The sequence below is a fragment of the Rhodococcus gordoniae genome (genome assembly GCF_001646655.1).
Taxonomy (GTDB): Bacteria; Actinomycetota; Actinomycetes; order Mycobacteriales; family Mycobacteriaceae; genus Rhodococcus; species Rhodococcus gordoniae.
The window spans coordinates 1-20,045 of sequence record NZ_LPZN01000026.1; the positions used below are offsets into that span (position 1 = coordinate 1).

The following is a 20,045-nucleotide window of genomic DNA, read 5'->3' on the forward strand; positions in this document are numbered from 1 at the left end:
CGGAGGAATCGGGGACGTCGTCGCCGGTCGCCCCGGGCAGCCGGGTCAGGACGTTTTCGACGTCCCCGGCGTGCAGCAGCACCGAATAGTTGCCGCGCGCGTGATCGAATGCGCGCAGAACCCACAGGTAGTCCACTCTTTTCTCGGCCGTGGCGAACGAGAACAACCGCAGGCGGTCGTCCCGCACCAACGCATCCTCGATCGCGTCGAACCGCGCTCGGCCTGATTCACTCACCGTGACAGGTTAGGCGGCGCGGCCGACGGGTCAGGACAACACCCGGGTGAGTGTCGGCACGATCGTGTCCGAATCAACGCCGCCGATCCGCGGTCGCCGCCCGCATCGAGCCGTTACCGTCGAGGCAGCGCACCTCGACGGAGGCGGCACGCTCCGGGAACGGAAACGATGAATGCTCACGAGATCGGACGGGGCGCCCGCGCGGTGGGCGATCCGGCACCGGACACGCGTGCACTGATCGACGCGGCGGCCGATCTGTCGATCACGCGGCGCTCGGAGATCATGCGGTACATGTTCGAGCGGATCTCCCCGGAGATCGACGCGATGTCCCAGGATCGCCCGACTCGTCGCGCACTCGAGCAGACCGCCGAGGACGGTGTCGACGCGATCACCCGATTTCTCAGAAACGACCGCGACGAGATCGAGATACCGGCCGCATCGTATGCGTTGGTCCGGATGTTGGCCCGGCAGGGCTTCCCGGTCTCGGTGGTGGATCGGAGCAATCGGCTTGCACAGGACAGCATCATGCGGTGGTATCTCGAGGCGCTGGCGGGACTCAGCGAGGATGCCGGCGCGGTGACGCAGGCGGGGGTGGAGATCCTCATGAGGCTCTCGGCCGGGATCGACGGGGTGTCCCAGACGCTGCTGGGAGTGTACGAGTCGGAACGCGACACCTGGTTGCTCAACCGCAATGCCTCCCGAACCGCCCGGATCCAGGACATTCTGGCCGGACGTCCCATCGAGGTCGGGGACGCCGAGCGCACCCTGGGATATCGGCTCGGGCAGCACCATCTCGGCGTGATCGTCTGGACCGACGACATCCAGGTGGCCGGCGGCGACCGGTCCGGGACCGAATGGAACGGGCTCGAGCAGGCGGTGACGGTGCTCACCGAGCACCTCGGAGTCGGTGGTCGAGCGCTGTTCGAGCAGTCCGACGAGTACACGGCCTGGGCGTGGATACCGCTCGGTGCGGTCGACCACGTCGATGCGAGCATGTTGACCGAGATCGTTGCGGCGTGGCAGCGACCCATCGGTGTGGCGCTCGGCGCACCTCACGAGGGCATCGACGGTTTCGTCCGCACCCATCGGCAGGCGGCTCAGGCGCGGGAGGTGGCTCTGACGTCCGAGCTGCCGGGGCCGCGGCTCGTCTCGATCGACGAGGTCGGGGCGGTGGCGCTGATGTGCACGAACCTCGATTGGGTGCGTGCGTGGGTGGGTGATGTGCTCGGCCGGCTCGCCGCAGATGATCCCGGCGCCGCGCAGCTACGTCACACCCTCCGCGAATTCCTCACCAGTGGAGGAAGTTTCGTAGCGACTGCCGAACGGCTGCACCTGCACAGGAATTCGGTCGCCTATCGGATCAGCAAGGCGGAGGAGCAGATCGGTCACAGCGTGCGCGAACATCGACTCGATCTCGAGAACGCGTTGGCTCTGTGTCACTGGCTCGGACCCACCGTGCTCGCACCGGATCCCGAAAGCCCCTTGCCGCCCGGGTGAGGGCGGTCATCCGGCCCGGCGGCCCGGGACGACGGCCCGAACGAAACGTCCGATCTCGCCGATCGCCCGGATCCCTTCGGGTAGCAGATCGGCAGCGATCGGGAAGACGTGTACCTGGCGGTCCCAGACCTGCAGCTCGCATGCGGTGCCGGCCTCGGTGAGACGCTCGGTCATCGACTCCGCATCCACCAGGAACAGTTCGTGCGATCCCACCTGGACAAGTGTGGGCGGAAGTCCCGACAGATCAGCATCGGCGGGACAGACCCGATCCCGCTCGTCCCCGAGACCGGCCAGGCCCGCCAGCGCTTCGAGCGCCTTGCCGGGCAGCAGTGCGCACCGCGCCGCGTTCGAATGTCCGAGCTTGCGGGTGGGATCCCACTTGGTGAGCGGGGACAACGCGACGATCGCCCCGGGCGTCGGCAATCTCCGGTCGCGCAGTGTCAGCGAGACCATGAACGCGAGATAGGCGCCGGCCGAATCCCCGGCGACGACGATCTGCTCCGGCCGGTACCCCGCGGCGAGAAGGAAGCGGAAGGCATCCACCCCGTCGTCGACGGCGTCGTCGATCGAGTGCTTCGGCAGCATCCGGTAGTCGACCATCAGCACCGGCGTTCGTCCCGCGTCGGAGATTCGCGACACGAGACGCAGGTGGCTGCGCATCCCTCCGCACAGGAAGCCACCCCCGTGCAGGTAGAGCATCACCCGGTCGAAACCCGCACGTGGTCCTTCCACCCAGGATCCGCCACAATTCGGAAGTGCGACCGGGGCGGACCCCGTCCCGTCGATCGCCGGCAGCAGCCGAGCCTGGGGGCTGGCACCGTGGAACTCGCATCGGCGGACAGCGGTCGGAAGGCCAGGTGGGGTTTCGGCCCCCGGGCCTTCGCGGGGGGGGCGGATGGCGCGCGCACGTCGCGTGCGGTCGTCACAGGAGAACTCCTCACAAACCGGTCGAATGTCTGGGGCCGGTCGATCCGCAGGGGAGACGGCCGCGATGAGCGGGGTGACCCAGCGCGGCGACGCAGCGGGCTCGCTGCTCATCCAGGCTGAGGAGGATGGGTGTTCGTTTCACCGGGGTACGTGCACACTGTTCGGGGCCTCCTTCGGGCTGTGCGCACAGTGACTGCGTACGGCACCGGGTGCCAGGGAGAGGTGCGTCACCGGCCGGTGGGGAAAACCTACAGTCCACGGCGATGTTCGGGCCCTCGTCCCCACATGGCACGGCAGCCCGAAAGTCCCAGCGGAAGAACCCCGGATTGTGCGCTGAGACCAGCATGGAACACTGATCTGTGTGCTCCCGTACCGATGGCAAGCCCCCTACCGAGGCCTACCTTCGAATGGGGGCCGATGACCGGAGCCACGTCATCGGCCCGTCGGGGGTCTCGCCCCTGCTGCGACGGATTGCTGCTGTGGCTCGGACATTCTCGTTGACGGAAGGACCGCGATGGCGCCCCACGCGACGCAGCGCCGCATGACCATCCTGCGCTGCGGGAGTTGCACGACGCTGCTCGCTCCCGACACAGTGCGCTGCTCCTCCTGTGGCAGCGCGAATCTCGAGTCCGCCGATTGCTCCGGTACCGGTTCGATCGTGTCCTGGAAGGTCGTCGAGCCTCTCGACGGTGGCCCGCAGGACGATACCGCCGTCACGCTCGCGATCGTCGAACTCGACGCCGGGCCGTGGCTGTACTCGAAGATCGAAGGATCGTTCCCCGACTGCGCCGACGCCCGGGTGCGGGTCGCGTTCCATGCGACGGCGTGCGGCGATGGGTTCCCCATCTTCGAGGTCTGCGCGGCCTGACCGACGAACGACGCTCACCCCTCGAGAACCGCGGTCGCTTCGATCTCCACGAGCACTGTTGGTTCGTAGAGCGCCGCGACTCCGATCAGCGACGCCGGCGGCATCGGATCGGGCAGTCCGATCTCGTGCGCCACGGCCCGAACGCCGGTCATGAGTGCCTCGATCTTCTCCGGGTGCCAGTCGGTGACGTAGAACGTCAGGCGCACGACGTCGTGGAAGCTCGCGTCGGCTCCGGCCAGGCCCCGGGCGACGTTGCGCAGCGTCTGGGACACCTGGCCGGCCAGGTCGGCGGGGACCGGTGAACCGTCCGGCGTGTGCGCGACCTGGCCGGCGACGTGGACCTGCCGTGTTCCGGTGGCGACGGCGATGTGATGGTAGGGCGCGTTCGGCAGCATGCCTGCGGGGCTGAACAACGTGACGGGCACGGGCTACTCCTGAGATCGAATCCGATTGGTATCCGATTTATACTTGGTAGCCGAAAGTCACTTCAACGAAACCAGGTTTCATGACGGATACCGCTGATCACAATCTGCTCGCCCTCGCCGCCCACCGGGAGCTGCTGGGGCAGATCCTCGACAGGTGGTCGCTGAGCGTGCTCACCGAATTGTGCGAGGCGCCACGTCGCTTCAACGAGTTACGCCGCGCCGTCCCCGGGGTCACGCAGAAATCCCTGACCAACACGCTGCGCAGACTCGAGCGCAACGGGATCGTCGAACGCCGCGTGGTGAATACCCGACCGGTCGCGGTCGAGTACCGCATCACCCCGTTGGGAAAGACCGCGCGCGAACCGATCGACGCCCTGCTGCTGTGGGCGTCGACGAATCTTCCCCGCATCGAGGAGTCGCGGCGTCGCTTCGACGACGCTTCCGACGAATGATCGAGATCAGTGCTCGGGCCCCTGAGCGACCGTCGCGGCGGCACACCGGATTTCCCGGCCCGATGTCGAGCAGTCGCTGCTCGTTCGCGGCGCCGGTGGTCGCTCGGACAGCTACGCCCGACGCGAGCGCGCCTTCCATGCCGACCAGGCAGCCGTCACGATGATCGCGCCGACGAGCGAGCCGATGATCCCGCTGGGCCGCAGTTCGAGTCCGCCACCCGCGAGAAGGCTGATGAGCAGACCGCCGGCGAACGAACCGCCGATGCCCGCAACGCACGCGAGCGTCCAATCGATCCCGGTCCCGGATCTGCCCACGACGATCTGTGCCGCCGCGCCGACGAGCAGCCCGAACAGAATGATCCCGATGATCAACATTGCGCGAGTATAAGCACACATCGACACGGGAACAGCGCTTTACGGATCGAATTGCAGTTCGAAGTTCGATCCTGACATTCGATCGAACTGTTGCCTGCAGACGAATTCACCCGTGCAGTTCACCAAGAATGCGGTTGCGCAGTGCCTCGTTCCTGATGCCGGGTGGACCGGTCACCCTCGTCCACCTCCGTCCCGCTCGATGGGCGCCGACCTTCGCAATCGTCACCTCGCCTCAGGACGCCCACGATGTTCTCGGCGGCTCCGACGGGGCTTTCGACAAGGAGATGACGGTCTGTGTCCAGGAACGGTTGTGGGGCGGCAACAACCTGTTCGATCTTCCCCACGAACCGTGGGTGCCCGACGCCGGGCATTGCAGCCCTTGTTCACCAGGAACCACGTGGCGGTTCACGCGGATCGGATCTCCGAACTCACCGATCCGGCCACCGGTAAGCCATTCACCGACAAGGAGATTCGCGACGACCTGTTCGCCTTTCTCTTCGCCGGTCACGACACCACCGCGACCACTCTGACCTACAGTTTGTGGCAACTCGGACGCAATCCCGGAATTCAAGAGCGCGTGGCGCCGGAAGCTGTCGACTTGGGGGACCGTCCTCTGCGAGCGAACGATATCGAGCATCTGCCCTGTACCGTCCAGGTGATCCATGAGTCGCTCAGAATGTGTCCGCCCGGGGCCACGACCGGGCGGATGGCGATGCAGGACGTGGAAGTGGATGGTTACCGCATCCCGGCCGGCACGAACACGGTCGTCGGGATCTATGCATTCCACCATGATCCTGCACTGTGGGACGAACCCGAGAAGTTCGATCCGGAGCGGTTCGCACCGGGGCGATCAGAAATCGGTCGCGTCGGCAGTATCCGCCTTTCGGGGGTGGCCCACGGACCTGTATCGGCGACCGTTTCGCCATGCTCGAAGCAACACTCGGTCTTGCGAGCATCGTGCGAAAGCTCTGCGTGCAATCCCTCCACGACGAGTTTCCGGTGAAGACACCGTTCACCTCGGTCGCGGCCGAACCCGTGCCGGCGCGCGTGGAGGGCAGAGCCGTCGCTGCGTAGCCGTCCCGGCGATCCGGCCGGGGTAGTACGGCGCGACGCGGTGATCTCGACAGGGCAGGATGGCAGCCATGCAGACCACACCCCTGACCTTCGAATCCTCCGTCGTCGTTTCCGCCACCCCCGACGAGGTGTATGCCCTCGTCTCCGATGTCACCCGCACAGGTGAATGGTCTCCCGTCTGCGCGGAATGCTGGTGGGACGAAGGTCAGGGCCCCGAGGTCGGGTCCTTCTTCACCGGACGGAACGTCACCCCCGAGCGCACTTGGGAGACACGGTCGGAGGTCGTCGTCGCATCTCCGGGCCGCGAGTTCGCGTGGTCGGTCGGTCCCGGCCTCGTGCGCTGGAGCTACATCATCAGGCCCGCGGACTCCGGCACGGAGCTGACGGAGACCTGGGAGTTCACCGAAGCCGGACTGACGTTCTTCCACGAGAAGTTCGGGGCGGAGGCACCTGCTCGGCTCGCCGCACGGGAACAGTCCGCCCGCAGCGGAATTCCGGCGACCCTGGACGCGATCGAACGCATCCTCGAGGGCTGACCCGGGACGCTGGTCGTCCCGTCCCGTTTCCACGGGATCGCGCAGGTGGGGGCTTGCCGCAACCCCCACCCCGGGGCTCATACTGCCCGTCCGATGTCGTGGAGAGGGGTGGACATGCACGAGGTAGCAGTGGTCGGTTGCGGGCCGACGGGAATGATGCTGGCGGGGGAGTTGCGCCTGGCCGGAGCGGACGTCGTCGTACTCGAACGTCGCACATCGCAGGAACTCGCAGGGTCACGGGGTGGCGGTATCCATGCCCGCACGATCGAACTGCTCGATCAACGAGGGATCGCCGAGCGCTTTCTCTCCGAGGGGCGAACGGTGAACACCGCGACCTTCGGAGGCACCCGGCTCGATGTGGGGCGCCTACCCACCCGCCACCCGTACACGCTGGCGTTGTTCCAGAACCACGTCGAACGGCTGTTGCTGCAGTGGGTCGAGGAACTCGGAGTGCGGATCCGACGGGACTCGGAGGTCGTCGGCGTCGATGCGGACGAGGGGAGCGTCCACCTTCGGCTCACATCAGGGGAGTCGGTGCAGGCTCGGTACGTGGTGGGCGCCGACGGCGGTCGCAGTGTCGTGCGCCGCGAGGCCGGGATCGGACTCGAAGGGCCCGATGCGACACGGAGCAGCCTGATCGCCGAAGTGCGGGTCACCGAGGAACTCCCCACCGACGCCACGATCGATGAACGCGGCGTCCACGGGCTGTATCCGATGGGAGAGGGCCGCGCGCGGGTGGTGGTGACCGAGGCCGAGCTGGGCCCGGCCGCAGCGCCGACGCTGGACGACCTGCGACGAGAGTTGATCCACGTGTTCGGTACCGATTTCGGTGTGCACGCTCCCACCTGGCTTTCGCGATTCACCGACGCGACCAGGCAGGCGACGACCTATCGCGCCGGCCGGATCCTGCTCGCGGGCGACGCCGCACACGTGCATTCGCCCACCGGGGGACTCGGGATCGGCCTGGGCATCCAGGACGCCGTCAATCTCGGCTGGAAACTCGGGCGGGTCGTGCGAGGGACATCGGGGGACGAACTGCTCGACACCTATCACGCCGAACGGCACCCGGCCGGGGCGCGAGCGCTGAAGTTCACGATGGCGCAATCCCTGTTCCAGAAAGCCGATCCACGCCAGGAGGCCCTGCGCGATCTGATCGACGAGATGCTCCGCGTCGACGACGCCGGATCGCCGATCGCAGCGTTGATCTCCGGTCTCGACGTCACTTACGACCTCGGCGAAGGTCATCCACTGGTGGGGCGGCGGATGCCGGATCTCGACATCGTCGTGGAGGAGGAGTCGGTGCGCGTGTTCGAACTCATGCACCAGGCCCATCCATTGCTGCTGCAATTGGATGTTCCGCCAACAGATTTCGGTACCCTGCCCGAACACGTCGGCCACGTGCGAGCGCGCTACGACGGCGCATGGGAGTTGCCGGTCCTCGGTGGGGTGGATGCGCCGTCGGCTGTGCTCGTGCGCCCGGACGGGTATGTGGCATGGGTGGGGGAGGGCTCGACGGACGGACTGAGCGACGCGCTCGAACGGTGGTGCGGCGTTACAGACCGCGATCATCGGCACGAGTGACAGCTGAGCAATCCCTATGGATCGACCCGGCGATCATCGAATCTGTCGGCGTGTTCGGTGATATGGGCGTGCAGTCGCGCCGCTGCCGGTGAGGGCGTCCGTGTCCCGGTGGTCAATCCGATCGTGCGGTTCTCGATGCCGGTGACCGGGATCGTGGCGGTTCCGGTCACGGGCGTTTCCGAGCGAGGCAGTAGTGCGACCCCGAGGCCCTTCGCCACCAGTGCGCGGATCGTGTCGAACTCGCTGATCTCGAACGCGATGTGCGGCTCGAATCCGGCCTCGGTGCACGCAGTTTCGAGTTCCCTTCGGATGTGGTAGTCCGGTGGGCTCGCGATGAAGTGGTCGTCCGCGAGATCACACAGGTCGAGCCGGGCACGCGTGGCGAGTCGGTGGGTGCTCGGGAGGTGGAGCAACAGCTTCTGCTGGGCGAGCACGGTGACCGGTAGATCCTGCGGCGGAGGGATGATGACGGCGAGATCGAGCCGGCCGTCGCGGACCATCGCGGCGAGTGCTTCGCCGTGAGCCTGGACCAGGTGGAGCCGGATTCCGGGTGCGCGGTGGTGGAACTCGGCCAGCAGCGACGGGATGCTCACCGGTCCGAGGGTGAGTGGGAACCCGAAGCGGACGACGCCGCGGTCGGGATCGGCGTGCTCGCGCACGGTGGTGATCGCGCCGTCGAGTTCACGGATCAGATGTCGGATGCGTTCGTGCAACTCTCGTCCGGCCGTCGTCAACACGACCCCGCGCCCGGACTGCTGGAACAGTGTCACGCCCAGTGTCTTCTCGAGTGCCCGGATACGGCGGCTGACCGAGGACTGGGGGACGTCGAGTAGATCTGCCGCCCGGGTGATGTGGCCTTCGCGTGCCGCGGCGTCGAAGGCAACGAGTAGCGGAGCCACGGCGGCGGTCTCGGTCGTCACATACCAATCCATATCTGCATGGTACTGACCGCAGAATTTCATTGGACGGATGAGTGGGGAAGGGCGCACGCTGATGATCGACAACGACGAAAGCAGGTGAATGACGGTGAGTCGGAGACACTCTGCCGAAGGAACACAGTACGACGACCCCGAGTACGACGCCGTCCTGATCGGTGCCGGCATCATGTCGGCGACATTGGGTGCACTGTTGGCACGGCTCGAACCCGATCGGTCGATTCTCGTCCTGGAACGACTCGATGAGGTCGCGATGGAAAGCAGTGCCCCGTGGAACAATGCCGGGACCGGACACGCCGGCCTGTGTGAGCTGAACTACATGCCCGATCCCACGGATTCGACCCGGGCCGAGGAGATCGGCCGACAGTTCCGGATTTCACGGCAGTTCTGGGACTCCCTCGACGAGCCGGACGAGGCACCTGCGACGTTCGTGAACGCGACGCCGCACATGGATGTCGTCTTCGGCGAACGTGATGTGGACTACCTACGCCGGCGGTACGCCACGCTTCAGCGATCACCGTTGTTCTCGGCGATGGAGTACAGCGAGGACCCCGACACGATCGCCCGATGGGCGCCGCTGGTGATGGCCGGTCGCACCGGATCGGAACCGGTCGCCGCTACGCGCTACGAGGCGGGCACCGACGTCGACTTCGGCGCCCTGACACATCGACTGCTGTCGGACGCGCGCCGTCGTGGCGCCGAGATTCGTACCGGACACGAGGTCACACGACTGCGCCGCACCGCCGACGGGCGGTGGATGGTCTCGGGACGCACGAAGACGGGGCGGTTCTCGGTCCGGTCCCGGTTCGTGTTCGTCGGCGCCGGTGGGTATGCCCTGAAACTGCTGCAGAAGGCCCGGATCCCGGAGGTGCGAGGCTTCGCGGTCTTTCCCGTAGGGGCGCAGTTCCTGCGCACCGCCGATCCGGATGTGGTGTCGCGGCACGCAGCGAAGGTCTACAGCCAGGCCGACGTGGACGCCCCGCCGATGTCGGTGCCGCATCTCGACAAACGGATCGTCGACGGGCGCGAATGGCTCATGTTCGGTCCGTACGCCACGTTCAGCACACGGTTGCTCAAGCACGGCCGGCTCACCGATCTGTTCACCACTCTGCGCCCCCACAATCTCGCTCCATTGCTGGGGGTGGGGATACAGAATCTGCCGCTGGTGCGCTATCTCATCGGCCAACTGCTTGCGTCCCGCACACGGAAGTTTCGGCAGCTGCAGCGATTCTGCCCTGATGTGCGGGATTCCGAGTGGGAGTTGATCGACGCGGGGCAGCGGGCCCAGCTGGTCAAGCCCGATCGCCGCAGGATCGGTGTCCTGACTTTCGGTACCGAGGTCGTGACGAGCGCGGACGGCAGCATCGCCGGTCTGCTCGGCGCATCACCCGGCGCCTCGATCGCCCCGACGGCACTGATCGAGGTGCTGCGCACGTGCTTCCCGGACCACGTCGAGCGGTGGCGACCGATGCTCGAACGGATGATGCCCGACCTGCACCTGGACGCCGAGACGACCTCACGCGCCGAACCGGGTTCCGCCCGCGCTACAGCGGCGGCGAGAAACGGTTCGGCGCGCAAGGATTTCGAGGAGCGGTGAGTTCTCCGCTCAGACTGTCTGCAGGAACGGGTAGTCGGTGTACCCCTCGGCTCCGGACGCGTAGAACAGTTCGGGACGCGGCGGGTTCTCCGGCTGTCCGTCCCGCCACCGCTCGGCCAGGTCGGGATTGGCGAGCACCGCGCGACCGACCGCCACGGCGTCGGCGTGCGAATCCTCGATCAGCTGCACGGCTTCGTCACGGGTCGTCGGCGAACCGAATCCGCTGTTGGCGATCACTTTGCCGCCGAATCGGTTCCGCAGTTCCTGCACCAGATCTCCGGTCGGCTCCTTGTGCAGGACGGACAGATACGCCAAACCGAGGGGCTGCAGGGCGTCGACCAGAGCGCCGTAGACGGCGTGGACGTCGTCGCGGTCCGTCTCGACCGCGTCCTGGATGTTGTGTTCGGGGGAGATCCGCAGTCCGACGCGTCCGGCACCGACGGCGTCCGACACGGCCGTGACGACCTCGACGACCAGCCGGATCCGGTTCTCCACCGAACCGCCGTATTGATCGGCCCGCACGTTGGAGGCGGGAGAGAGGAATTCGTGCAACAGATAGCCGTTGGCACTGTGGACCTCGACGCCGTCGAGTCCGGCGTCGATCGCTCGGCGGGCCGATGCGACGAAGTCGTCGACGACGGAAGGGATCTCGTCGGTGGTCAGTGCGTGGGGCACGGGGTAGGGCTGCTTACCCTGTTCGGTGTGCACCTGGCCGTCGATCGCGAGGGCGCTCGGCGCGACGACGCGTCGACCACCGTTCACAGCGGGATGCGTGACGCGGCCGCCGTGCATCAACTGCACCACGATGCGGCCGCCACGGTCGTGCACGGCCTCCGCCACGCGGCGCCAACCGGCGACCTGCTCGTCGGTGACGATTCCGGGCTGGCCGACGAAGGCCTGGGATTCGAAGTTCACATAGGTTCCCTCGCCGATGATCAGGCCGACACTCGCCCGCTGACGGTAGTGCTCGACGATCAGATCTCCGGGTACGCCGGCCGAACCACCACGCAGGCGGGTCAGCGGGGCCATGACGATACGGTTCGCGAGTTCGAGGTCTCCGAGAGCTACCGGTGTGAACAAGTCCATGGGTGGCGCAACCGCTCGCGTCCCGGCGACATTCCGATGCCGATCCGATTGTGAGGGGGGTCATACCGTGTCGGGAGATGGTGAATCCGGTCTCTCGGCACCTGCGAGCAGGCGATTCGACCACTCCGCGAGGTGCTCGACGAACTCCGGGGGAGATGCGCCGAGCAACCGGCCACCGGACATGCCCACGGCGAAGACCGCCCAGTCCATGCTGTCGGCGTCCACCTCGATCCGGCACCGGTCGGCGTCGATCGCGATCACCTCGGCCCACTGGCCGATCCGTCGGCGCACCTCGTGCTCGGAGGCCGCCAGCTCGGCGCTGACCTTCACGTGGGAGCGCCCGCGGATTCCGGCTTCGACGAAGGCAGCGGCATTGCCGCCGGGCAGGTCGCGTTGGCGAAAGCGCATCCCGGTGGCGGCGGCCTCGGTCATCCGGTCGAGCCGGAAGCTGCGCCAGTCGCTGCGGTCGAGGTCGTACCCGACCAGATACCAGCGTCGCCCGAGAGACACGAGCTGGCGAGGTTCGACGCGTCGGCTCGTCGCGGTCCCGTCGGCCGCGGTGTAGTCGAACACGATGCGTTCGTCGTCGCGGCACGCGCGCGCGACGGTGACCAGTTGCTGCGAATCGGTCGCGCGTGTCGCCCACGGCGTGTCGGCGGAGACCGTCGCCGCGTCCAGTGCCTCGACCTGGCGCCGCAGTCGCGGCGGCATCACCTGGATGACCTTGGCGAGCGCGCGTACGGAGATCTCGGCGATCCCGGTGATCGAGGTCTGGGCCACGGTGAGTAGACCGACAGCGAGCGCGACCGCTTCGTCGTCGTCGAGGGCCAGGGGAGGCAGCGACGCGCCCGGCGCGAGCTGATATCCGCCGCCGACTCCGCGATCCGACCGCACCGGGTAGCCGAGATCGCGGAGTCGCTCGATATCGCGGCGCAGGGTGCGCAGCGAGACGCCCATCCGCTCGGCGAGGTCGGCGCCGAGCCAGTAGCGGTGGGTCTGCAGCAGCGACAGAAGTCGCAGCGTGCGGGAGCTCGTGTCGGACATGGTCGCATTCTTCCGCACCTTCGGAGCAATAAGTGACAGGAACTGGCACCAATAGCTCGTAGCGTAGTTCTCACCGAACCACGACGACGAGGAGCACCCGATGACCGAGACCACCACCACCGAGAACGTCACGCCGAGGCTCGACCAGGAACGCCGCGATGTGTTGTCGAGCCTGGCCCACGCGCGGCATTTCCTGCGGTTCACTGCCCGCGATCTCACAACCGATCAGGCGTCCCAACGAACCACTGTGAGCGCCTTGACGATCGGTGGCCTCATCAAGCACGTCACCGAGGTCGAGAGAGGATGGGCGGATTTCCTTGTGGTCGGCGCCGACTACATCGAGAAGGATTTCACCGAGTGGACCGAGGAAGATTTCGCCGAGCGCGAGAAGGACTTCCAGCTGCAGCCGGGGGAGACCCTCGAAGGAGCGCTGCGCGCCTACGACGAGGTGGCGGCGAGGACGGACGAGCTGGTGCGGACACTGCCGTCGCTGGACGTGATCCATGAACTTCCGAAGGCGCCGTGGAACATCGAGGAGACATGGTCGGTGCGCCGCGCGTTGCTGCACATCGTCGCGGAGACGACACAGCACGCCGGTCATGCCGACATCATCCGTGAATCCCTCGACGGCGCGAAATCGATGGGATGAGCCGGTCGTCGCGCTAGCGCCGGCCGGTGTCCCGCATCAACTCGGCGAGTTCGGTGCGGTCGGACACGTCGAGTTTGGTGCACGCCCGGTAGATGTGGCCCTCGACGGTGCGAACGGACACCACGAGACGGTCGGCGATCTGCCGGTTCGACAGTCCGGCGGTGACCATGGCGGCGATCTCCCGTTCCCGGCTGGTCAGGGGGAGCGGGCGGGCCGCTTCGTCCAGTGCCGGCGACGTGGCGTGGTCGCATCGCACGGCCAGCGCCGCGGCTGTGGCCGCGGACTCGATCGACCGCCGGGTGTCTCCCCGATCGCGGTAGGCGAGGGCGGCCCGAGCATGGGCGTCGGCCGCGTCGGCGAGCGCGCCGAGTGCCTCGAAGTCGATCGCCGCTGCGGACAGTCCCCGGCCGTCGCCGTCCGCGGCCGCGGACGCATGGGCGGCGATGACCGCGACGAAGCGTCCGTCGCACTGTTCGGCCAGAACCGAGAGCCGGTCTGCTGTCGTGTAATCCCCGAACCGAGTGGCGGCGTGCAGGGCGACGGCCTCGATGCCGAACTGATCGTTCCGGGCCGCGCTCTCCGCCGCGGTTCGGGCGAGGCCGACCGCGTTCGTGGTCTCGCCGCGCGCCGCGGCGAGCCATGCCTCCGCGATCCGGAGTTGCGGTTCGAAGACGGCGACGTGCCGTCCGCTCCGCGATGTGGCCTGTGCCAGCGCGTCGTCCGCGTCGTTGACACGACCGAGTACGGCATAGCCCTGTGTGAGGGCGATGTACGCCGGCACGTTCCAGGAGACGGCGGCGGCGCGGTCGTCCACCTGGAGCGCGGCGACGGCCTGCTCGAGACGGTGCACGGCGTGGACGAACCTCCCTCGCGTCGTGTCGACGACGCCGCGCAGGATGTTCGCCAGGCCCCAGGCGAGATACTGCCCTGTCGACGTGACGGTTCCGCGGGCGTCGGCGGGACCGCGCATCGCGCTGTGCCGGTAGGTCTCGGCCCGCCGCTCGGCCTCGTCGAGATTCCCGGTGAGGAGCAACGCGAGGACCTCACCCAGACCGGCGGGATAGCGCAGCAGACCGTCGACCTGATGGGCGATCGCTGCACAGCGCGCCGCCATCGCGGGGACCTCGTGACCGCGTCCCATCACCGCGAGCGCCAGACCGCCGCCGAAGAAGGCCCACTCGATCGCCCAGGGGAGTGCAGGTTCGGTGGCGAGGGTGCGATGCGCCAGGGTGAGCGCGTCGTGTGGGCGGCCCTCGTACACCGCACACCCGCAGTCGATCGCGTCGATCACCGGACGGAGGTGCGGGCGGGTGACCAGTTCGCGGAGGGTGGCGAGCACCTGCTGGGCCTCCGCGGCGTTGCCCATTCCCCAGAACAGATTGGAGATGCGTGTCGTGCCCCACCGCACGAGTTCGCTCTCGTCGAGGGTGCGGGGGTCGAACGACGCGAGCACGGACTCGGCCTCGCTGATCCCACCCATCCACACCAGGGCGCGGGCGAGCAGATCGGCCGCCGAGAACGTCCCCGTGGCATCGAATGCCGCGCGGGCGAGCCGTTCGGCCAGTGGAGCGTCGCCCAGGGCGATCGCGTCGTGGGCCGCGGTCTCGAGCAGTTCGGTGCCGACGGATCGGTTGCTGTCCAGGGAGAGCTCGGCCAGACGGATCCGGTCGGCCGGCCCCCGTTGGACACGCGAGCCCAGGGCCTCGACGAGCTGACCGCGGATCCTGCGACCTGCGACCCGGCCCACGCGGCGACGTACCACCTCGCCGAAGAGCGGATGGGTGTAGCGCACGCGGTAATTGCGGCCGTCGTCGACGACGTCGATCAATCCGCGTCGTTCTGCTTCCTCGACCGCCTCGTCACCGGCGAGACCGCAGAGGATCTCGAGGTCGAGCGGTTCGCAGAACGCCAGCAGTTGCAGCGCCTGCAGCACCTCCGACGTGAGGTGATCGATGCGATGTTCGAGGAGCGAGGCCAGCTCCGAGGTGACAGCCGTGCCGCCACGGAGCTGCCACACGTTCCCGGCGCGGCGGAGCGTGCCTGCTTCACGGGTTCCGATCACGAGGTGGTGGACGAACAGGGCGTTGCCGCCGGACGCTTTCCAGATCAGGTCGGCGCTCAGCTCCTCCAACGGGCCGCCGAGCACGGTTTCGACGAGGTCGATGCACTGCTGCCGGGTGAACGGTGACAGCTCCACTCTGATGAGATGACCGTCCTTCCACAGGGATGTGACGGCGTCGGGCACGGATTCGCCGTGGCGCACCGTGGCCACGGTGTGGACAGCCCGATCGAGTGCAAGCTGATGGAGGAAGGTGGCCGACAGCGGATCGAGCAGGTGGGCGTCGTCGACACCGAGGACCAGGCGTGCGTGACCGGAGCCGTGCTCGTGCAGCAATGCCTGTCGGGCGGCGGCGAGGAACGCGACGGGGTCGCGAGTCGGGGGAGCTTCGACGAGGTGCGCGAAGGCACCCAGCGGGATGCTGCGAGCGGATTCTGTTCCCGCGATCCAGCGCACCGGGGCGGCCAGCGAGTCGGTGGCCATGCGGGCCAGGGTGGTCTTGCCGACGCCGGGATCTCCGGTGAGGACCACACCGCCTCGGTCGGGGTCCGTCAGGGCCGCGACAATGATGTCCAGTTCCCCCCGCCGCTGAATCAGTGGCCAGCGCTGATCCATGCACTCGATCGTAGATGTGCAGAGTGCGGATATCTCCGGGATGGAGATTTCGGCTCCGGCATGCGGCCCTGTTTCGAGTACTCCACTACGCGCGACTCCTGCATGTTCGGTGACGACGATGGAGTCGTCGAAGTGAACCGAACGGGCAGCGGCCGAAGGAGCTGGTGATGACAACGACATCGTCGGAGCCGTTCTTCAGCTGGACGTCGAGACGGATCGATCTGAGCGCGGCAGAGGATGCGCGCTCGATGGTTCCGGAGCTCGACGAGTCGCTGCGCTGTGGCTCCCGAAAGGCCCGATTGCTGGCGATCCACGATGAGGAGGGCGAGACCGAATACGTCGCGTTGCTGGTAGGAGACGTTTCGGGGCGGAGTGACGTCACTGTTCGCGAAGTCGACGAAGAACGCTTGCTGGTCGAAGCGAGCCGACCGTCCACCGAACCCGAGATCCTGTTGGGCGTGGCCTCTACACCCGGTGCCGGGCATCTCGACGCACATCACGTCGACCGCGAGGTCTTCGTGGAGGGACCGGTGCGGTCGCTGATCATCCGGAGCGGGGCACGCTCGGTGGTGGTCGAGTGGGACCACGGCGAAGGCAGGTACTCGGCACCGCAGAAACAGTGCGTGGTGCGCGATGCGGCGCCGACGGTTTCCGCTCACCCCGAACCCGCGACGAAGCGGGAGACGACCCGGTCCCGTGGAGCACGGACGTTCCCGGGTCCTCGTGTGGCCCGGTGGTGGCAGCGACTGTTGTCACATCCGGGATCGGCGAATCCCGAGCGGACCCCGGTGGTCTGCGGCTGACGACTCAGAGCCCGGGAATCCGGGGCAGTTCCGGGAGCGGCAGCTGCGGCGGCGGCGGGAGTGTCGGTAGCTCGAAGCGGGGGAGCCCGGGGACGAGTGGAGCAGGTTCGGGTTCGGGAGACGGCACCGAGGTGTCGACCGCCGCGTCCTGCTGCGTCCCGGTGGAGATGGGCGCCTGTGTGGAGGTCTGCGTTTGCGGCTGGTAGGTGGTGCGGGGCTCGTTCCGATCCGCAACCGCCGACTGCTCGTCCACCGTGGGAGTGGCCTCCGACGAGGTGCCGGCGTCCGTGGTCGTCGTGGGACGTGGCTCCGGTGCAGGCTGCGCCGGTGGCACCTGCATCTCCTGTTGCGTCGCGGTCGGTTGGGGATCGCGGCCGGATCCCTGCAGCAGTTCGACGCCCAGACCGATCGCCGCCGCGACGACGACGGCCCCACCGGCGAGCAGGAGGCGTCGCCGTTTCCGCGGTTGCGCGGTCGCCTCGGGCTCCTGCCGGAGGTCGGCTGCGGCGAAACCCTCGGTCGGCGCGTGCGACGCGATCAGCTGCGGGGCGAACTGTGCGGTCTCGGTCACCTCCGTCGGCGCGGCGAACTCCGCCGTCTCGCTGGGCTTCGCGGTGTCCGGGCGGGCGAGGAGCGCCGCGCCTTCCGCTGCGACGAGTTCGGGTTGCGGGGGCACGATGACCGGCATGTCGAGCCACGACTCCATCACGGCAGTGACCAGCGGAATGTTCGCTCCACCCCCGATGAGCACCGCAGCGTCGGGAGTGCGTCCCGAGCGCCGGATGACGTCGAGGGCGAGGCCGGCCGAGGCCTTCACGGGTCCGTCGATGAGAGAATCGAAACTGTCCTGCGAGAGCAGCAACAGACCACCCTCACCGGGCATGCACACCGCGTCCTTCGACGACAACTGCTCCTTCGCGTCGCGGCACCGGGCGGTGAGCGCCCGCTGGGCCGCCATGTCGGCCGGCTCGGCGAAACGCTGCAGCTCGACGTGGTGATCGTAGATCAGGCGGTCGACGAGGTCGCCGCTGATCCGGTTCGAGCGCGCCGTACTCAATGCGATACGGGTGCCTCGGTCGACGACCGTGACGGTGAGGCCCGAGCTGCCGAGGTCGTAGAAGACGAGCGTGTTGTGATCGCCGAGATCGCCGGTGGTTTCGAGCATTTCGAGCGCGGCTGTCACCTCCGGCACGAGTCGGAAGTTGTCGATGTCCAGTCTGCTCATCGCGCCCTGGACGAAATCGGCCTGCGTCTCGTTCTGGTAGGCGACGCCGATGGCCCGCACCTGTTCGATCTCGTCGGTCTCGGCGAGCATCGTTTCGATGGACTCCGCGGCCAGCTCGGCCGGCCGGTCGAGTAGGGCGGGCATCGCGCGGGAGCGGAAGATCGGACTGTCGACACTCCCGGTGTCACGTCGCGCAAAGCGCACCGCGCTGGCACCGACCGAGACACCGAGAACTGTAGTCATGACGCCGACTATAACGGTTCGGTCACGGTGTGCCTCGCCGAGGCGTTCGGTGCCGACGTCGGCACGCGTCTCCGGGTCGCTGGGGAGAGAGCTCCTCGCGACGAGCCACATGCTGTCGTCGGTATCGAAATCCCTCTTGTGCAGCCGACTTCGCGATTGCGGGCCGAGCTGTCCGCGCGTGGCGATCCCACCGGAATTCGAGGAGGTTCGCGATCGTCGATGCCACCGAGCAGCTGGGGACCGACCGCGCGGTACGCGCCGTGGTGCTCCACCGGGCGGGCAGAGCTTCTGTTCCGGCGGCGCATACTGCGGGTCGAGCTGACGGGATCGCCCGATCGGATCGAGGCCGGCTCCGCGGGCATGGCCGAGCGGCCGTCCACCTTCGCCGATCCCGACCGATCGCCCTCAGATCTCCACCGCGGTACCGCAGATCCCGCACTGCTCCAGCTGCCGCCGGCTCCAGCGCGCAATCGGTACGAAGAACAACGTGAACTGCTTGAACTCCCGCATGCGGGCCCACTGCGTGGTGTTGTGGCAGCGCGGACACGTCCGGTTCTGCCCCTGACCGAGGTTCTGCCGCTTGGTGCCGAAGCCGAAGAGAAGGAACATCGTCCGAGCATAGAGCGACGACGTGTGGTCCCTCAGCGCATGACCGGCAGGATCGCCGGATCAGACCGTCCCGACGCTGCCTCGACGAACGTGAGCGGATCGGGTACCGCGGCGAGGATGTCGCGCGTCCGTTCGAGTGCCATCGACTCCGGCGGTGGTCCTCCGACCGCATCGGCCACGTCGAGCCAGTGGATCGTGGTCTCCAGGATCGCTACGTCGATGAAGGCGCCGAGCGCGACCGAGTCCAGAAAGGGATGCGGGATGACGGTGGCACGATTCAATCCCGTGAGCCGCTCGAAGGCGGCGGGAAACTCGGATACGAAGCGCGTCGCCATGGTCGCGCGATCGGCATCGACCGCCAGTTGCCGGACCATCTCGGCCATCTGCCCGTGCCGCAATTCGGCCACGGTCGGATCGGCATTGAAGACCCGGAGCATTTCGGCCGCGCTGGTGACCTTCGCGGCACCGTCCGCTGTGGGGGTGGCGAGCATGTCGATCATCACGGACGGAGTGATGTGCACGTAGAGGTCGCGAACCGTCCAACCGGGTAGTCGGGTGTCGGTCGTCCACTGCTGGTCGGACAGGTCGGCGGCGCGTGAGCCCCACATGCGCCACAGACGGATCATCAGCGCCCGGTCCCGTTCGAAATCCGCCACTGCCACCCCTCGGTCGACGTGCTGCGGTTCCGACGGTATCGCCCATCCGTGCTCTTCGCCGTACGTTCGCCACCGGAAAACGACGGTCGATCCGCTACCGCCGCTTCCGTTTGCTTCGCGGAGCTTCCTGCCGCTTCTCCGACACATCGTCGAGAAATCCCAGCACCTTCTCGGCAGCGGAGTCCAGGGCGCTGTGGGTCTTGTGCTCGGCGGCGCTCTCCACGGCCTTGCCGCCGATATCACCGACGATCTCGGGCACACCCTTCGGCTGGGTCTGTGAGATCTCCAGCCTGTCGACGGCCTGCGCGAACCGCAGGTAGGTGTCCACGCTGGCGACCACGATGCGGGCATCGATGGTCACGATCTCGATGCCGACGAGGGACACCCGCACGAACGCGTCGATCACGAGACCCTTGTCGAGAATGGTGTCGATGACGTCTGCCAGCCCGGACGAGTTCGGCCGCGCCATCGTGCCGCCACCCCCGCCTCGGGAAGGTTCGATCGATGTCATGGTGCTGCTCCTCGTACCGTACGGTCACCGCTGCGCCCTTCCG

Annotated in this window: 20 protein-coding genes and 2 pseudogenes; 10 read left to right on the forward strand and 12 right to left on the reverse strand. The window is 67.5% G+C overall.

The annotated features are described in order from the left end of the window. Positions 1-235 (reverse strand): annotated as a pseudogene (locus tag A8G18_RS11980) (DUF2397 family protein); the annotation flags it as partial. Positions 236-403: 168 nt separating this feature from the next. Here A8G18_RS11980 and A8G18_RS11985 point away from each other — a divergent pair. Further along, positions 404-1,732 carry a PucR family transcriptional regulator gene (locus A8G18_RS11985; RefSeq protein ID WP_064064059.1) on the forward strand — a complete coding sequence of 443 codons (1,329 nt, stop codon included), beginning with the start codon at positions 404-406 and terminating at the stop codon, positions 1,730-1,732. Between the two features lie 6 nt (positions 1,733-1,738). Here A8G18_RS11985 and A8G18_RS11990 read toward each other — a convergent pair whose 3' ends face one another. After that, positions 1,739-2,464 carry an alpha/beta hydrolase gene (locus A8G18_RS11990; protein WP_064064060.1) on the reverse strand — a complete coding sequence of 242 codons (726 nt, stop codon included), beginning with the start codon at positions 2,462-2,464 and terminating at the stop codon, positions 1,739-1,741. Between the two features lie 709 nt (positions 2,465-3,173). Here A8G18_RS11990 and A8G18_RS11995 point away from each other — a divergent pair. Then, on the forward strand, positions 3,174-3,527 hold the full coding sequence (locus A8G18_RS11995; RefSeq protein WP_064064061.1) for a Zn-ribbon domain-containing OB-fold protein: 354 nt from the start codon (positions 3,174-3,176) through the stop codon (positions 3,525-3,527). 14 nt (positions 3,528-3,541) lie between these two features. Here A8G18_RS11995 and A8G18_RS12000 read toward each other — a convergent pair whose 3' ends face one another. Next, the gene (locus A8G18_RS12000; protein ID WP_064064062.1) at positions 3,542-3,952 is read right to left on the reverse strand and encodes a RidA family protein; all 411 of its coding nucleotides are present in this window, start codon (positions 3,950-3,952) and stop codon (positions 3,542-3,544) included. An 80-nt stretch (positions 3,953-4,032) separates the two neighbouring features. Here A8G18_RS12000 and A8G18_RS12005 point away from each other — a divergent pair, with 80 nt between their 5' ends. Then, positions 4,033-4,404 (forward strand): winged helix-turn-helix transcriptional regulator, encoded by a 372-nt coding sequence (locus A8G18_RS12005; RefSeq protein WP_064064063.1) that lies wholly within the window; start codon positions 4,033-4,035, stop codon positions 4,402-4,404. Positions 4,405-4,515: 111 nt separating this feature from the next. On the opposite strand, the gene A8G18_RS12010 is transcribed toward A8G18_RS12005, so the two are convergent. After that, the gene (locus A8G18_RS12010) at positions 4,516-4,779 is read right to left on the reverse strand and encodes a hypothetical protein (protein WP_064064064.1); all 264 of its coding nucleotides are present in this window, start codon (positions 4,777-4,779) and stop codon (positions 4,516-4,518) included. 199 nt (positions 4,780-4,978) lie between these two features. Here A8G18_RS12010 and A8G18_RS12015 point away from each other — a divergent pair. The 4 genes and pseudogenes from A8G18_RS12015 to A8G18_RS12025 form a co-directional block, all read left to right on the forward strand. After that, positions 4,979-5,569: pseudogene (locus tag A8G18_RS12015) on the forward strand (cytochrome P450); the annotation flags it as partial. An 11-nt stretch (positions 5,570-5,580) separates the two neighbouring features. After that, positions 5,581-5,853, forward strand: a complete 273-nt coding sequence (locus A8G18_RS23585; protein WP_280746713.1) for a cytochrome P450 — start codon at positions 5,581-5,583, stop codon at positions 5,851-5,853. 59 nt (positions 5,854-5,912) lie between these two features. After that, the gene (locus tag A8G18_RS12020) at positions 5,913-6,389 is read left to right on the forward strand and encodes an SRPBCC family protein (protein WP_064064066.1); all 477 of its coding nucleotides are present in this window, start codon (positions 5,913-5,915) and stop codon (positions 6,387-6,389) included. A 114-nt stretch (positions 6,390-6,503) separates the two neighbouring features. Next, positions 6,504-7,970 (forward strand): FAD-dependent monooxygenase, encoded by a 1,467-nt coding sequence (locus A8G18_RS12025; protein WP_064064073.1) that lies wholly within the window; start codon positions 6,504-6,506, stop codon positions 7,968-7,970. A 14-nt stretch (positions 7,971-7,984) separates the two neighbouring features. Here A8G18_RS12025 and A8G18_RS12030 read toward each other — a convergent pair whose 3' ends face one another. After that, entirely contained in the window at positions 7,985-8,902 is a 918-nt protein-coding gene (locus A8G18_RS12030) for a LysR family transcriptional regulator (RefSeq protein WP_064064067.1), read from the reverse strand. 88 nt (positions 8,903-8,990) lie between these two features. Here A8G18_RS12030 and mqo point away from each other — a divergent pair, with 88 nt between their 5' ends. Then, positions 8,991-10,502 carry a malate dehydrogenase (quinone) gene (gene mqo / locus A8G18_RS12035; protein WP_064064068.1) on the forward strand — a complete coding sequence of 504 codons (1,512 nt, stop codon included), beginning with the start codon at positions 8,991-8,993 and terminating at the stop codon, positions 10,500-10,502. 9 nt (positions 10,503-10,511) lie between these two features. Here the strand turns inward: mqo and A8G18_RS12040 are convergent, their stop codons facing one another. Both A8G18_RS12040 and A8G18_RS12045 read right to left on the reverse strand, forming a co-directional pair. After that, entirely contained in the window at positions 10,512-11,588 is a 1,077-nt protein-coding gene (locus A8G18_RS12040; protein ID WP_064064069.1) for an alkene reductase, read from the reverse strand. Positions 11,589-11,648: 60 nt separating this feature from the next. Further along, on the reverse strand, positions 11,649-12,632 hold the full coding sequence (locus A8G18_RS12045) for a helix-turn-helix transcriptional regulator (RefSeq protein WP_064064074.1): 984 nt from the start codon (positions 12,630-12,632) through the stop codon (positions 11,649-11,651). Between the two features lie 100 nt (positions 12,633-12,732). On the opposite strand from A8G18_RS12045, the gene A8G18_RS12050 reads away from it, so the two are divergent. Next, positions 12,733-13,281 (forward strand): DinB family protein, encoded by a 549-nt coding sequence (locus A8G18_RS12050; protein ID WP_016934545.1) that lies wholly within the window; start codon positions 12,733-12,735, stop codon positions 13,279-13,281. Positions 13,282-13,294: 13 nt separating this feature from the next. Here the strand turns inward: A8G18_RS12050 and A8G18_RS12055 are convergent, their stop codons facing one another. Next, entirely contained in the window at positions 13,295-15,955 is a 2,661-nt protein-coding gene (locus A8G18_RS12055; RefSeq protein WP_064064070.1) for a helix-turn-helix transcriptional regulator, read from the reverse strand. Positions 15,956-16,122: 167 nt separating this feature from the next. On the opposite strand from A8G18_RS12055, the gene A8G18_RS12060 reads away from it, so the two are divergent. Then, a complete protein-coding gene (locus A8G18_RS12060; RefSeq protein WP_064064071.1) occupies positions 16,123-16,758 on the forward strand; it encodes a hypothetical protein in 636 nt (211 codons plus the stop codon). Positions 16,759-16,762: 4 nt separating this feature from the next. Here A8G18_RS12060 and A8G18_RS12065 read toward each other — a convergent pair whose 3' ends face one another. The 4 genes from A8G18_RS12065 to gvpJ all read right to left on the reverse strand — a co-directional run bounded on the left by A8G18_RS12065 (position 16,763) and on the right by gvpJ (position 19,960). Continuing rightward, positions 16,763-18,226, reverse strand: coding sequence for a DUF7159 family protein (locus tag A8G18_RS12065; protein ID WP_064064075.1), 1,464 nt, complete (start codon positions 18,224-18,226; stop codon positions 16,763-16,765). A 405-nt stretch (positions 18,227-18,631) separates the two neighbouring features. Next, complete coding sequence (locus A8G18_RS12070; protein WP_064064072.1) at positions 18,632-18,835, reverse strand: zinc-ribbon domain-containing protein; 204 nt, start codon at positions 18,833-18,835, stop codon at positions 18,632-18,634. A gap of 32 nt (positions 18,836-18,867) precedes the next feature. Beyond that, positions 18,868-19,491, reverse strand: a complete 624-nt coding sequence (locus tag A8G18_RS12075) for a maleylpyruvate isomerase N-terminal domain-containing protein (RefSeq protein WP_172506043.1) — start codon at positions 19,489-19,491, stop codon at positions 18,868-18,870. 94 nt (positions 19,492-19,585) lie between these two features. Then, positions 19,586-19,960, reverse strand: a complete 375-nt coding sequence (gene gvpJ / locus A8G18_RS12080) for a gas vesicle protein GvpJ (RefSeq protein WP_016934320.1) — start codon at positions 19,958-19,960, stop codon at positions 19,586-19,588. Positions 19,961-20,045 lie beyond the last annotated feature (85 nt).

Coding starts and splice junctions, on each gene's coding strand:
- A8G18_RS11985 (WP_064064059.1), top strand. CDS start 404: ATGAATGCTCACGAGATCGGACGGGGCGCCCGCGCGGTGGGCGATCCG.
- A8G18_RS11995 (WP_064064061.1), top strand. CDS start 3,174: ATGGCGCCCCACGCGACGCAGCGCCGCATGACCATCCTGCGCTGCGGG.
- A8G18_RS12005 (WP_064064063.1), top strand. CDS start 4,033: ATGACGGATACCGCTGATCACAATCTGCTCGCCCTCGCCGCCCACCGG.
- A8G18_RS12010 (WP_064064064.1), bottom strand. CDS start 4,779: ATGTTGATCATCGGGATCATTCTGTTCGGGCTGCTCGTCGGCGCGGCG.
- A8G18_RS12020 (WP_064064066.1), top strand. CDS start 5,913: ATGGCAGCCATGCAGACCACACCCCTGACCTTCGAATCCTCCGTCGTC.
- A8G18_RS12025 (WP_064064073.1), top strand. CDS start 6,504: ATGCACGAGGTAGCAGTGGTCGGTTGCGGGCCGACGGGAATGATGCTG.
- A8G18_RS12030 (WP_064064067.1), bottom strand. CDS start 8,902: ATGGATTGGTATGTGACGACCGAGACCGCCGCCGTGGCTCCGCTACTC.
- mqo (WP_064064068.1), top strand. CDS start 8,991: ATGACGGTGAGTCGGAGACACTCTGCCGAAGGAACACAGTACGACGAC.
- A8G18_RS12040 (WP_064064069.1), bottom strand. CDS start 11,588: ATGGACTTGTTCACACCGGTAGCTCTCGGAGACCTCGAACTCGCGAAC.
- A8G18_RS12045 (WP_064064074.1), bottom strand. CDS start 12,632: ATGTCCGACACGAGCTCCCGCACGCTGCGACTTCTGTCGCTGCTGCAG.
- A8G18_RS12050 (WP_016934545.1), top strand. CDS start 12,733: ATGACCGAGACCACCACCACCGAGAACGTCACGCCGAGGCTCGACCAG.
- A8G18_RS12055 (WP_064064070.1), bottom strand. CDS start 15,955: ATGGATCAGCGCTGGCCACTGATTCAGCGGCGGGGGGAACTGGACATC.
- A8G18_RS12060 (WP_064064071.1), top strand. CDS start 16,123: ATGACAACGACATCGTCGGAGCCGTTCTTCAGCTGGACGTCGAGACGG.
- A8G18_RS12065 (WP_064064075.1), bottom strand. CDS start 18,226: ATGACTACAGTTCTCGGTGTCTCGGTCGGTGCCAGCGCGGTGCGCTTT.
- A8G18_RS12070 (WP_064064072.1), bottom strand. CDS start 18,835: ATGTTCCTTCTCTTCGGCTTCGGCACCAAGCGGCAGAACCTCGGTCAG.
- gvpJ (WP_016934320.1), bottom strand. CDS start 19,960: ATGGCGCGGCCGAACTCGTCCGGGCTGGCAGACGTCATCGACACCATT.